Consider the following 13345-nt stretch of genomic DNA (forward strand, 5'->3'; position numbering starts at 1 on the left):
TCAGTTGCTCGCTCTCTGGAGTTGGTCGACAGCTTGCCGGGCTTGTTCGATCCGGGCGTCGAGTTTCGGAGTGGTTGAGGCGCTGACCCCAGTGTTCACGGAGGTCTCGGATTTGCCGCCGCGCAGCTTGTAGTCGACATTGGCGCGGGCCGTGATCTTGAAAAAGCGGGAAATCCGGATGCTGACGGACAGCGTGCCCTGGCCGTTGATATCGCCATTGTCGCGGTAGCTCAGGCGCAACATCAGCGTGATGCCGATCGAGACCATGCCGCAAACCTGCACCTGCCCAGCGATGACCACCACCACGGCGATCGACAGCCCGCCGCCTGGCCCGCCGATCATCTTGCGATAGGTCATCACCCCCGACAGCGTGATGAAAACCTGGCCGACGAAAGGGCCAATGGCAAAGGCAAGGGCTGCAGAGCCGCCAGCGCCCGCCTCGACATTGACCGTCAACTGATTGTCGAAAGGCCGGTATTCCGTGTCGATCTGGATATATCCGGTGCCGCCGATGATGAAGATCGAAAAGATGAATGGACGCTCGAGGGTGGAGAGATTGAAGCGGTTGGCGAGGGCAAAATCGGGAAAGGCCAGCAGCTTGAAGTGATTTTCGATGGAGATGTTCGATATGCCGCTGGTGCCGAAATTGAGCGTCATCGGCGGTATGGCGAAGATATGTTCGATGCCAACGGGAATATTGTCCTGCTTGACGATCTTCAGCCCGCCGACCTCCCGCGGGAACAGGGACGATAGAAAATCCTGAATAAATTTAAAGGAAGGATTGAGGCGGATATCCTTCGGGTCGAATTCGGTCCTCAGCCCGCTTTCGCGGGTGAAGTTGAGGCCGAACTTTTCGAAGCGCACCATGGATTGGCCGGCTACCACCACGTCGATGATCGTGCCGATCCGGCTGAACCCGGTCTGCGTTATCTCTCTCTGATCCTTGGAGGCTTCAAGACGCACCCGGCCGGTAAGATGCATATCGACGAAATCGATCTGGAATATGCCGAGCGAAAAGAGCGTCCAACGCCCGGGCATGGGCACGTCGATATCGATCTGCACCCAGGCGCGGGCTTGTGCCTTGTCGAAATCATGGCTGATGCGGACGGCATCGCTTACGCCCTCGGGTATCTTGCAGGTCTTGAACAGATTTCCGAGATCGATGCCGCCGAGATTGCCGAAGACCTTGCCGATATCGAATCGCGTGAGGTCGGCAGGAACCAGCCGATCGCCGATCTGATTGAAAGGCAGCGTCAGACCCAGCGCCTTCAGGCCGTCGCCCCGGCGATCGAACAGGGCGCTTGCCTCGGTGGTCTGGATGGCATCCTGTATTTCGTCGAAACTGGCGCGAATGCGATCAATATCCGCCTTCATGGCGGCGAGTTCCGGCGCCGAGCTGGCTGCCGAATAGAGCCTGAGAATATTTGACGGGGCAGCCATCAGTCCGCCGTCTCCAAGACCGGCAGCGGCATCGAAAACACGATCGCCATACATGCGGGCGGTTTCCATCGTGCGCGAGAGATCGTTCTGCAGGCCCCGCACGGAATAATCGAAAGCCTTGACGGCCGTCGTCAGTCGGTCTGCCTGAGCGGCCAGATCGCCGCCTGCATTCAGAACCTCCTCGATCTGACGCGTCATGTCGCTGAAGGGCTTGGAGAGGCTTTTCAGTCTTTTAGCCAACAACGCCGCGGCGTCTGTGGAGACGCCTTTGATATAGCTGATGACACTGTCCGCACTTTCGAAAAGAACACCACAGATGTCCGAAATGAACGCGACGCCCTCCAGCGCCGTGTCGTCAAGTTTTCTGATCGCGTCGGCCGTTTCCTTGCCGAGCCCGTCCAACGCTTCGCCGATCTTGGCGACGTCATTCGAACCATTCTCGAACAGGGCCGCAAGCAGCTTTTCCATCGCGGGCCGGATGCACTTGTTGATAACGATGCTGTCGAGAAGCGCCTCGGGGCCGAGGGCCGCCTGCACGGCGCCGAAAACCCCCTTTATCTCATCGAAATAAACGGTCGACGTCTTCCGAAGCTCGGCAATCTGCTGCTGCATCGCCGGCATCCACGTTGCAAGCCACTCGACAGTGGCGCGAACGGTCGGATCGACCGCGTAGCCGATTTTCGTCAGTCCGCTGTCCACGCGATCCGCGAGCTTGGCACGATGGCCGTCGAGTTCCCTTTGGATACGCGCAATGTCGCTGCGAAGATCCTGTGCGGCAGTGTCAGCAAGAGCGGCGGCGAGGTCGAGCAGAGACTGCGCGGAACTGCCGAGGTTTTCGATGCCGGTGGCCAGCGCCGCCTTGAACGCTTTGACTTCCGTTTCAAGAGCGACGGCCCCGGCCTGCGCCAGTGTGTCGATCGTAGCAGCCGCGACCTCGGCCTCGGCAGCGGCGTCCCGAACCGTCGCGATTGCAGCCTCCAGCCCTTCGATTGTCGCCTGCGCCTTATCCTTCAGATCCTGGCTGATGTCGGCGTTGGCAATGTCCGCCCGCACCTTTGCCAATTCGCCGACGCCAGCGGAGGGAGCGAGCTTATCAAGCTCGACCCGTATCGGATCCATCAGGCGGGTGACGGCTGGGTTCAGGAGCATCAGGTCAGCGGGTATTGCAACATGACTGCCGGCGATCGCTCCGAGCGCCTTGGCGATGTGGCCGCCAGCGGCCTGGCTGGCATCGTCCAGTTCGATGGCAAGCCGCTGCCGCGCCTCGTCGACGGCTCCCGATATGTCGCGGCCGATATTGCCGATACAGGCTTGCAACCCCGCATGGAAATTGCTGCGCCTTTCGGCAGACCATGGCTTTTCCCGGTCATAGGCAGCGGCAAAGTCTTCGGTGCGCTTGCGGGCACGCTGAATGATGATGTCGAGGTCCTGCTCGAAATCGAGCAGGACAGCCCGCGCTTTCTCGACATTTTCGCCGAGCTTGCCGATGTCGGCCCCGGCATCCAGAAAAAGCGGCTTCAAATGGCGCTGGATATCCGCGCAGAGCGCATCGATCACCAGCGTCTTCGTAAGATCGGGGTCGTCCTGGATCGGCTTGAGAACAGCGTCGACACCCGCAATCCAGTCGCCAAGCGCCGTGCAGACCAGCATCTCTTTTCGCCGGATCGCCAGAACGGCATCCGACTTCAGTTTTTCGCAGGCGGATTTTTGTAATCCGATAGCCGGGGGCTCTATTTTACTCCAATCCCCGAGTTTCTCTGCAAGCGCGTTGCCTTGCGGCACCAGTATATCGACAACCTGTTTAAGAGCTGGCTCCCACGCCCCGCTCAAGGTTTGCAGTGCATCTTTGGTGCCCTTAGTATCTCCGGACTTGAGCGCCGCGAGAAGCGTTGCGACCTGGTCAGAGAAAGCTGCAGCCGCAGGCGTCGCTGCACCTGTTCCGTCCAGATTCCAGCGGGACAGAGATGTATCCTCGGTTGATTGAGGCGCGCCCAGCTTTTGGGCCTTTTCCAGGATCGTTTTCAGCGGGTTCGGCAATTCGGCATGCTTTGCGTCCGCCTGTGTCGCACGCATAAAACTGACGCTTTCAAGGCCGACATAGACAGGCTTGCCGAACCGTCCGGCATTGATCGCCGTCTTCTGAGCCGCTGGAGCAAGCCGCCAGGTAAAGCGGCGCAGACCCGGCAGGAAGCGACCGATCGATTTGCGACGCTCGCCGTTTTGCGGAGCCGCCGCGGGTGCATCCGCCACGGCAGCGAGCTGTGCTGCTGCCGGCATGTCGGCAAAGTCGATACCCGGCCGCGCATTCCAGGCATCGGTGTCGCCGCCGGCGCCGAAGTCGCAGAAGAAGAACAGGTTATCGGTATCGAGGCACTCCTGCGACACGACGGGTTTTTCGCCATCGCCCTCCGCCACCGTGACGAACGCGACATCGGGCATCGGATAGACTTGCGGGCGCTGTTTTGCACTATGGCGGTTCCACAGTGGAATTTTCCAGCCGTGCTCTCCGACCTCGCTCGCCCAGTTGCTGTCGACATTGATGGTTTTGGAATTGAAGCGCACCCGCTCGAGAAAGCCGGCATGGCGGGTCGTAGCCTTGCTGAAATCCGGATAGGTCCTCTCATGTTGCAGAAATTCGATATATTCGCGCACCTTGCGAAGAATGGGCCGGCGCGACCGCGAGCGATGCGGGTCATCGCCGAATTCAGGTGCGAACTGGGCGGGGATGTTCACGGTCCGCTCGTAGACGACGACGTGCTTGGCGCGGTGCCAGAATGCGCCGATCCTGCCGTTCACCTCCACCTTCTGCCGCTCGATGAAGCCGTTGCGCGTCTCGCTGATGATGGTGACCACGCCCTGAAGGAAACTGGCCTTCTGCACGGCATCACCACCGGTCGGAGACAGAGCAATCGATTCGATCGTTCCGCCAACGCATTCCGGGTTTTTCATCAGTGCATTGAAAAGGTTGACGGATTCCACAGGCCAAAGAGCGCCGCCGCTGATACCCTGCGGGTGGCTGCGCGGTTTGTTCCTATCAGCGCCGGGTTCGCCTCCGCCTGCTCTCGGCCAGAGCCTGCCGTCTTCCGGTTGTTCCAGTTTTTCAAGCGGAGGGCGGTGAAGCGCCGTGCCGCGCAGGGAAAAGGCGGCGCCGCTTGAAAAGCGCGCAGGTGTGAAATCGATTTTGGAACCGGGATCACGCGCCCAGATCTCCAGTCGTTCCGGACGGCGGCTGGCCGCCCGGGAGAGGGCGATCCACCGACTGGCGAGCTTCGACTCGGCTTTTGCGTCCCTTGCCGGCCCGGCGAGCCTGCCCGTCAGCGCCTCGATTTCAGCAACCCGTGCCTGACTGGAGACCGCACCTTCCTTCGATACGTCGATCCCGACGGGCAGACCGTAGAGAAATTCGGCCCGGAGAAAGGCGAGGGCGGCGCCCCGTCCGTATTCGCCCCTTTGCCGGAAAAGTTCGTAACTTGCCGATTCCGGCATGAAATAGCCGCGCTCGACATCGCTGGGACGGATCCAGATTTCGGCGGATGGCGTCAGCCTGAATTCGACGGCGCGCCGCCGCAGTCCGTCTGAGGGATTTTCCGGATCTTTTACATAGGGCCGCAGACTATCGCTCGGATCGTCCTTGCCGGCGGCAAGCAGATCGTGGAGTTCCAGCCGCCCTGGCTTGTCGGCGCTCTCTCCCACCGCCTGCGGCGGAAAGGTGAAATGGTAGTGATCGACGACCTTCCGATACTGCCAGATACGATCGTCGCCGGAATAATAGGCAACGGACGCCGATCCCGCGTCGCCGCGATCGCTGAGCGGCTTATGGACATAGCGAAAGATCGAAAACGGATCTTCAGACAAGACGACGTAAACGCGTTCCCCGGCTTCCGGGGCGCTTTCGTAAATATCCGCCTCGATCCGCCGGTCCTGCTGGTCACCGATGCTTTCCGTCACGGCAAGCCAGTAATTGGTGCCGGAGAGAGGTTTGCCGGCTTTGCCCTGCGCGATGAGAAGCGGAAGAGGGCGGTTCGTCCTGTCTGCACGCGCCACATCCAGGCCGGTCGGCTCTATGTCGCTGACAGGCAGAAAAAGACGAAGCGCGACTGCAACGGGCGCGTCGCCGGTGCGCGCCCGTCTGCCTGTTGCGGAGGTGCTTGCACCTATCCGCAGCCAGGCCGAGAAGTCGTCCGCAGGCTTGCTGTAGGCGTTTTTGCCTGCGTGCTTCTCAAGGTCGGGATCGTCCGCAGCAGCGTTCTGAAATCGTAGCGAGGAAAGACGCCCCGACCATGGTTGCTGCGGCTCGAACTGCTCGACGAGATAGGATGCGAGATGCGTCCGATCCTCGGTCCGCTTCGCCGCCTCCGCCCATTCGCCGTCCCGCGTGAGCACGATTGCCACATCGTTTTTACCTGAAAAGAAGTTCTGGCCACTGGCAATCAAGGCCATACTATTGTCGCCGAGGCCCTTCGTATCGTCCGAGGATGGAATGAGATCGGTAACCCGCGCCAGAGTGAGACGCAAGGGCGGGCGGACAAAGGGAATTTCGGGTTTCCGGTTGCCCCAGATCGCTTCGGCCGCCTCAAGGTCGTAGCCTGCGCGAAATTTCGGTCCGTAGAGCGTAAAGCATATTTTTTGTTTGCCGGCCGCACGCAGGTCGGGAAGAAAAGAGGCCGTGTGCGACGGCTCGTTGACCTGCAGTCCTTGCTGCGCCTGGCGGGATGAACGCGTCGCGGCGCGCAGCATACCAATGCCGCTGCCCGACGGCTTGACCGGTCGGTCGCGAAGGGCTTCGTCATCGGTGAGACTGTTGTGCCAGAGCAGAGTCAGGTCGACTTCAGGCGTCCAATTGCCGGACGTCCAGATATTCTTATCCTCTATGTCCCACGACAGCCGGCAATCGGCGCGCAGGGTATCGCCTGTTTCGACCCACCCGCCGGTCTCCTCGTGTAGCCTGAGGCTCAGCGTCTTTTCATCGCTTTTGATGTCGCCCGATCTGCCCGTCTGTCCGGAGACGGAGACGCGATAGACGAGGACTGGCTTTCGCGCATCGGGTGTTCTCTCGAAACGGAGGCTGAGATCGGTCGTCGAACCCTCCGTCTTCAGCGTCAGCCATGCCGTGGAAGCGGCATCGGCGGAAAACCCGAAACAGTGCAGCATATCCTGCGTGAAAACCCGGGAATCGTCGGGCCAGTACTGTTTGGCCGCTATCTTCACCTCCTTCTGCTGGCCATCGAAGACAGCGAAGTGTCCGTCTTGAACCCTTCCTCGAGCGGCAAATCCAAAGCTTCCGAGCCGTGTGTGGGGAAAACGGTCATCTGCGAAAACGAAGGACGTATCAAGATCTTCGGTCTTGACGGACGGGACTGCATCCCGTCCGATCCATCCACCGACCAGCGTGGTGAACTGCAGGATATCGTCCTTGCCGGGCTCGAAAACGGCGCCAAACGGAAAAGCCGCCGGGTTCGTTTCGTTCTTGCCAGGTCGCGTCGTTCGCCGTGCCGGCAGCGGCAGGTTCAGGTCCAAATAGTATCGCGGGCCTTTTGCCCTGCCGACGACGAGGCCCGAAAAGGTCGTTATATCCCGGAAATATTGGCAAGTGCGGACAAGCGGCCAGCGGAGATCGAGGATCGCGTCGCCGCCGGTCTCCGGAACCTTGTACTGGTCGATCAGAAAGGCGCCGCGAAAGGATACCCAATCCTGGTCAATATCCCCGCCGGCGTCGATCCAGATTGCACAGTCGTTTTCGGCGTTGTCAGCGAACCATTGAACCGCCTTCTTCGGCTCAATTTTGAAGAGGCTCTCATGAATGTCACCGGGCTTTCCCGGATCGCCCTTTGAACTGCCCGGGATCCAGCGGAGAAGCGGTCGCAATGCGCCACCCGCAATTTTTTCCTGGTAGCGAATTTCAACGGTGCCCCGACGCGTCTCCCCATCGAGATCAGAGACCTTGGCGTGGGGTGGCCAGTAAAAATCACCGTAAAGCCGAAAAGCCAGCACCATGCTGCAATCTCCCCAAGGTTGCGACGTAACGGATCACTCGTCATAATGCATATTCTTAATACAACGTAAAGTAAAATTTGATATGTAAAATACACTATAAAATTGCATTGTGCGTGTAATCGGTTGAGGCTGGCTGCAGGCCATCCGTCATGATGGGCGCAGCTTTATACGCATCTGGAAAAGTGCCGGAATCACACAGCCGCGGCGGCATGCGGCGGATTGCTCCGATGGCGCAGCGGTGCGACACGAATCGGCCATATTACTGTGACAGCCACGACGCTCAGATATTCGTCTTCCGGCCTCGGAATATGTCGTTACTCGATGAGCGGGAGCCGGCATTTTTGCCGGTGTAAATATATGGCGAAGCAGAACGACGGGCGCCGATTTGCGTTTGGTTAACCGTATATGTGGTAGCACTGCAGGTGCGTCGCAGGATTGAATGGTAGGGATTTATGTCGAAGAAAAACGGTATTGAAGCTTTGTCGCGCCGCGGCTTTCTGGCCTCGGCCGCAGCCTTTGGCGCAGCGACATGGGCGGGCGGTGCCCTGGCACAGGACGCATTGGATGAAATCATCAATGCACCCCGCCGCGGGATCTGGGACGACCAGTTCGATGCCAAAGCGTCGCGGACTGCCACTGCTGTCGTATCGAACAATCCGACCTTCAGCCCCGACACCGTCTACAATACCCAGGCGGCGATCAGCCAGTATCAGCGGATCGCGTCGGCCGGCGGCTGGCCGCAGGTCAATCCCGGCCAGACGCGTCTCGAACTCGGCATCTCCGACCCGTCCGTGCAGGCTCTTCGCCAGCGCCTGATGATTTCGGGCGATCTGCCGCAATCTGCAGGCATGTCGAACTCGTTCGACTCTTACGTGGATGGCGCGGTCAAGCGCTTCCAAGCCCGGCACGGCCTGCCGTCCGACGGCGTTCTTGGCGAATTTTCGCTGAAGGCCATGAATATTTCGGCCGATATCCGATTGATGCAGTTGAACACCAACCTTGTTCGCCTGCAGTCGATGTCGGGCGATCTTGGCCAGCGCTATGTCATGGTCAACATTCCGGCGGCCAACATCGAAGTGGTCGAGAACGGCCGCGTCGGCCAGCGCCACAAGGCCGTTGTCGGCCGTCTCAGCCGTCCGACCCACATCATCAACTCCAAGATCTACGAAGTTATTCTCAATCCATACTGGACCGCGCCGCGCTCGATCGTCGAGAAGGACATCGTGCCGCTGATGCGCAAGGATCCGGAATACCTCAAGAAGAACGCCATCCGCCTGATCGACGGTCAGGGCAACGAGGTCGCGCCGGAAACGATCGACTGGAACGCCGAGAAGGCGCCGAACCTGACCTTCCGGCAGGATCCGGGCAAGATCAACGCCATGGCCTCGACGAAGATCAACTTCCACAATCCCAACAACGAGTACATGCACGACACGCCGTCGCAGGGCCTATTCAACAAACTGGCACGGTTTGAATCCTCGGGCTGCGTCCGGGTGCAGAATGTACGAGACCTGACGACCTGGCTGCTTCGCGACACGCCCGGCTTTTCCCGCCAGCAGATCGAGGCGACAATTCGTTCGGGCACGAATACGCCGATCAAGCTGGCCGTCGAAGTGCCGGTCTACTTCAAGTACATCACGGCATGGTCTCCGATGGACGGGGTGGTCGAGTTCCGCGACGATATCTACGAGATGGATGGCGAACAGCAATTGGCATTGCAGACGACGTCGGCGATCGAGCCGGTGCAGGACGCCGTCCTGCCGCAGTAACCGCTTTCACGCAATTTGCGAAAGGCCGCGTATTCCTCCGGAGTACGCGGCCTTTCGCATGTCTGGCTGCCGCATTTGGACGGCGCTGACGGGGAAATGGCGCAAATCGCATAGCCCGTATTGCCCTTGCCATGCGAGGACGATAAACACCGTGCCACAGTCTCTCCAGGAGCTTTTGAAATGAGCGTTTCTTCCGCCGCCAACGATGTTTTCTTCAGCCGCAACCTTGCCGACAGTGATCCGGAAATCTTTGGCGCGATCGAAAAGGAGCTGGGCCGCCAGCGCCATGAAATCGAGTTGATCGCATCCGAAAACATCGTCTCGCGCGCCGTTCTCGAGGCGCAGGGCTCGATCATGACCAACAAATATGCCGAGGGCTATCCCGGCAAGCGCTATTACGGTGGCTGCCAGTTTGTTGACATCGCCGAGGAACTGGCCATCGAGCGCGCCAAAAAGCTGTTCGGCGTCAATTTCGCCAACGTCCAGCCGAACTCTGGCAGCCAGATGAACCAGGCGGTGTTTCTCGCGCTTCTGCAGCCGGGCGACACTTTCATGGGTCTCGACCTGAACTCCGGCGGTCACCTGACGCATGGATCGCCGGTCAACATGTCCGGCAAATGGTTCAACGTCGTGTCCTACGGCGTGCGCGAAGGCGACAACCTGCTCGACATGGAGGCGGTTGCCGAGAAGGCCCGCCAGCACAAGCCCAAGCTGATCATCGCCGGGGGCACCGCTTACTCCCGGATCTGGGACTGGAAGCGTTTCCGCGAAATCGCCGATGAAGTCGGCGCCTGGCTGATGGTCGATATGGCGCATATTGCAGGCCTCGTTGCCGGCAACCAGCATCCGTCGCCGTTCCCGCATTGCCATGTCGCCACCACCACGACCCACAAGTCTCTGCGCGGCCCGCGCGGCGGCATGATCCTCACCAATGACGAGGATCTGGCGAAGAAGTTCAACTCGGCCGTCTTCCCGGGCCTGCAGGGTGGTCCACTGATGCATGTGATCGCCGCCAAGGCCGTTGCCTTCGGCGAAGCCCTGAAGCCCGAATTTCAGGATTACGCAGCCCAGATCGTCAAGAACGCCAAGGCCCTGTCCGAAACGCTGGTCTCCGGCGGCCTCGACATCGTTTCCGGCGGCACCGACAATCACTTGATGCTGGTCGACCTGCGCAAGAAGAATGCGACCGGCAAGCGCGCCGAGGCGGCTCTTGGCCGAGCCTACGTCACCTGCAACAAGAACGGCATTCCCTTCGATCCGGAAAAGCCCTTTGTCACCTCCGGTATCCGTCTGGGCACGCCGGCCGGGACCACGCGCGGCTTCAAGGAAGCCGAGTTCAGGGAAATCGGCAATCTCATCGTCGAAGTTCTCGATGGCCTGAAGGTCGCCAATTCGGATGACGGCAATGCCGCTGTCGAATCGGCTGTCCGGCAAAAGGTCGTCGCCCTGACAGATCAGTTCCCGATGTATCCTTACCTGTAAGCGGAACCGCGGATGCGCTGCCCCTATTGCGGATCGGAAGACAGCCAGGTCAAGGACAGCCGCCCGGCCGAGGACGGCAGCGCCATTCGCCGCCGCCGTATCTGTCCCGATTGCGGCGGGCGCTTCACGACCTTCGAGCGGGTGCAGTTGCGGGATCTGATGATCCTCAAGAAGACCGGACGCAAGGCGCCCTTCGACCGGGACAAGCTGTTGCGGTCCTTCGAGATCGCCCTGCGCAAACGGCCGGTCGAGCGTGATCGCATCGAACGTGCGGTTTCCGGTATTGTCCGGAGGCTTGAAAGCTCCGGGGAAACCGAAATTCCGTCGGAAGAGATCGGCATCCAGGTGCTGGAGGCTTTGAAGGGATTGGATGACGTCGCCTTCGTCCGTTACGCTTCGGTTTATCGGGATTTTTCCCATGCCGAAGATTTCGAGAAGGTGATTGCAGAAATCAGCGCCAAGATCGCCAGGGATCCCGGGGTTTGATATCGGCAGAGTTCAGTGGCAAGGCAGCCTTTCTGTTTTCGGAACAAGACGGGGCATAATGACATGGCGGCCAGTGCGGATGACGAACGGTTCATGACCGAGGCGCTTGCCCTCGCGCGTGTCAATCTCGGGGCGACAGGTTCCAATCCCTCTGTCGGCTGCGTGGTTGTCCGTGACGACGGCGAAGGCCCGAAGGTCATTGCAAGCGCGGTTACCGCACCCGGCGGCCGGCCGCATGCGGAAACGCAGGCGCTCGCGCAGGCCGGAGACGCGGCCCGGGGCGCAACGGCCTATGTGACCCTGGAGCCTTGTTCCCACCACGGCAGGACGCCGCCCTGCGCCGAGGCCCTGATTGCCGCTGGCATCGCCCGCGTCGTCGTCTCGGTAACCGACCCGGACGAGCGCGTTTGCGGGCGGGGATTGCAGATGCTGGCCGATGCCGGGATCGAGGTCGTGACCGGCATTCTGGAAAAACAGGGAGAGCGCGCGCTTGAGGCCTACCTCATGCGCAAGCGCAACAACCGGCCCTATGTCACGCTGAAACTTGCCGTTTCCACCGATGGCATGATCGGCTTGAAGGGGCAGGGGCAGGTCGCCATCACCGGCGCGGAGGCCCGGAACGTCGTGCACCGGCTGCGGGCAGAGACGGACGCCATCCTCGTCGGGATCGGCACGGCGATCGCCGACGATCCGGAACTGACCGTGCGCATTGCGGGCCTGGAAGACCGCTCGCCGCTGCGCATCGTCATCGACAGTGATCTGGATCTGCCGCTGTCCTCAAAGCTGATCCAGGGAGCGCGAACGGTACCCGTGCTGCTGGTGAGCGGGACTGAGGACGGTTCCGTCTCCTTTGAAGGCCGCCGCGCAGCGCTGGAAGAGGCCGGGGCGGAGGTGGTGAATTGCAATCCGGCAGCACCCGGCGATCTCCTGACGGCGCTGGCGACGCGCGGCATTTCCTCGCTTCTTGTAGAAGGTGGCGCCCACACGGCGCAGATGTTCCTGAATGCAGGGCTGGTTGATCGCATTCTTCTTTTCACCGGTCAGGTCGCCCTTGGCAAGAACGGGGTGCAATCCCCACTTGACCGCAATCTGGTTCCGCTCGGCTTCGTTCACATGCGCACGGATACTGTCGGCAGCGACCTTCTCGACACCTATGAATATGAAAGAACTTCCTGATGTTTACCGGCATTGTCACGGATATTGGAACCATCGAGACAGTCACGCCGCTCGACGAAGGCGTCAAGCTGCGGATTGCGACGGCCTATGACCCGCAAACGATCGATATCGGCGCCTCCATCGCCTGCTCAGGCGTTTGCCTGACCGTGACGGCACTGCCCGACGGCGGTGCGAATGGTCGGTGGTTTGAGGTCGAGGCCTGGGAAGAGGCGCTGCGGCTCACCACAATCTCTGCCTGGCACCCCGGGCGTCCCGTCAATCTTGAGCGGTCGTTGAAGATCGGCGACGAACTTGGCGGTCACCTTGTGTCCGGTCACGTCGATGGCATGGCGGACATCCTGTCGGTGGAGGCCGAAGGCGAGGCAACCCGCTTCCGGCTGCGCGCGCCGGAGCATCTGGCGAAATTCGTCGCACCGAAAGGGTCCGTCGCTCTTGACGGCACATCATTGACGGTGAATGCGGTTCAGGGGTCGGAATTCGACGTGCTCCTCATCCGCCATTCCCTTGAGGTGACGACCTGGGGCGGACGAAAGGCGGGCGACAGGGTCAATTTCGAAGTTGACACAATGGCGCGCTATGCTGCGCGGCTTGCGGAGTTTCCGGCTCCAAAAGCCGAAATCTGAAGAGTGGCAATGACCGCCCTCCGACACCTGTACGAAAGGAATTTGCCATGAAACTTGTCCGCGATTTCAAGGCTGTGGTGAAAAACGGAAAGATCGCTTACACGTCCGGCCCGGTCGTTCCAATTCCTGTGAAGGTGAAGGCGATAAGACTGCTTCCGAAGGATGGGCCGAAGGGCGAAGACAAGCACATCCAGATCAGCCACAACGGCGATGTGGTTCTTTCCGGATCGGCCGCAGCGGGGGAGTGGGTTTCGTTCGAAAAGCCGCTGCGGCTCGCGGTCGGCAAGCAGATCTTCCGTCTCGTTTCAAAGCCATACAAGGATGGAGATCTGTACGAAGGCGCGGTCGAGATGGAACTGTCGGTTTTTTGATTGG

At 60.3% G+C, this 13345-nt stretch carries 7 protein-coding genes; 6 read left to right on the plus strand and 1 reads right to left on the minus strand.

Features of this window, described 5'->3' with window-relative positions:
- Nucleotides 1-7434, minus strand: a complete 7434-nt coding sequence (locus tag PY308_RS08800) for a hypothetical protein (RefSeq protein WP_275790298.1) — start codon at nt 7432-7434, stop codon at nt 1-3.
- 452 nt (nt 7435-7886) lie between these two features.
- Here PY308_RS08800 and PY308_RS08805 point away from each other — a divergent pair, with 452 nt between their 5' ends.
- From PY308_RS08805 to PY308_RS08830, 6 genes are all read left to right on the plus strand, one after another.
- Nucleotides 7887-9203: a L,D-transpeptidase family protein gene (locus tag PY308_RS08805; protein WP_275790301.1), complete on the plus strand. Its 1317-nt coding sequence runs from the start codon at nt 7887-7889 to the stop codon at nt 9201-9203.
- A 180-nt stretch (nt 9204-9383) separates the two neighbouring features.
- The gene (glyA, locus tag PY308_RS08810) at nt 9384-10685 is read left to right on the plus strand and encodes a serine hydroxymethyltransferase (protein WP_275790303.1); all 1302 of its coding nucleotides are present in this window, start codon (nt 9384-9386) and stop codon (nt 10683-10685) included.
- 12 nt (nt 10686-10697) lie between these two features.
- Nucleotides 10698-11171: a transcriptional regulator NrdR gene (gene nrdR / locus PY308_RS08815; RefSeq protein ID WP_275790305.1), complete on the plus strand. Its 474-nt coding sequence runs from the start codon at nt 10698-10700 to the stop codon at nt 11169-11171.
- 63 nt (nt 11172-11234) lie between these two features.
- Nucleotides 11235-12347: a bifunctional diaminohydroxyphosphoribosylaminopyrimidine deaminase/5-amino-6-(5-phosphoribosylamino)uracil reductase RibD gene (gene ribD, locus PY308_RS08820; protein WP_275790307.1), complete on the plus strand. Its 1113-nt coding sequence runs from the start codon at nt 11235-11237 to the stop codon at nt 12345-12347.
- Nucleotides 12347-12970, plus strand: a complete 624-nt coding sequence (locus tag PY308_RS08825; protein WP_275790310.1) for a riboflavin synthase — start codon at nt 12347-12349, stop codon at nt 12968-12970. Before ribD ends, PY308_RS08825 begins: the two co-directional genes overlap by 1 nt.
- A 47-nt stretch (nt 12971-13017) precedes the next feature.
- Complete coding sequence (locus PY308_RS08830) at nt 13018-13341, plus strand: hypothetical protein (RefSeq protein ID WP_275790313.1); 324 nt, start codon at nt 13018-13020, stop codon at nt 13339-13341.
- Nucleotides 13342-13345 lie beyond the last annotated feature (4 nt).

The sequence above is a fragment of the Pararhizobium gei genome (assembly GCF_029223885.1).
Taxonomy (GTDB): Bacteria; Pseudomonadota; Alphaproteobacteria; order Rhizobiales; family Rhizobiaceae; genus Pararhizobium; species Pararhizobium gei.

Bases quoted from the DNA above. Each gene is read 5' to 3' on its own strand.
- PY308_RS08825 (WP_275790310.1), top strand. From the start codon at position 12,347: ATGTTTACCGGCATTGTCACGGATATTGGAACCATCGAGACAGTCACG.
- PY308_RS08800 (WP_275790298.1), bottom strand. From the start codon at position 7,434: ATGGTGCTGGCTTTTCGGCTTTACGGTGATTTTTACTGGCCACCCCAC.
- nrdR (WP_275790305.1), top strand. From the start codon at position 10,698: ATGCGCTGCCCCTATTGCGGATCGGAAGACAGCCAGGTCAAGGACAGC.
- glyA (WP_275790303.1), top strand. From the start codon at position 9,384: ATGAGCGTTTCTTCCGCCGCCAACGATGTTTTCTTCAGCCGCAACCTT.
- PY308_RS08805 (WP_275790301.1), top strand. From the start codon at position 7,887: ATGTCGAAGAAAAACGGTATTGAAGCTTTGTCGCGCCGCGGCTTTCTG.
- PY308_RS08830 (WP_275790313.1), top strand. From the start codon at position 13,018: ATGAAACTTGTCCGCGATTTCAAGGCTGTGGTGAAAAACGGAAAGATC.
- ribD (WP_275790307.1), top strand. From the start codon at position 11,235: ATGGCGGCCAGTGCGGATGACGAACGGTTCATGACCGAGGCGCTTGCC.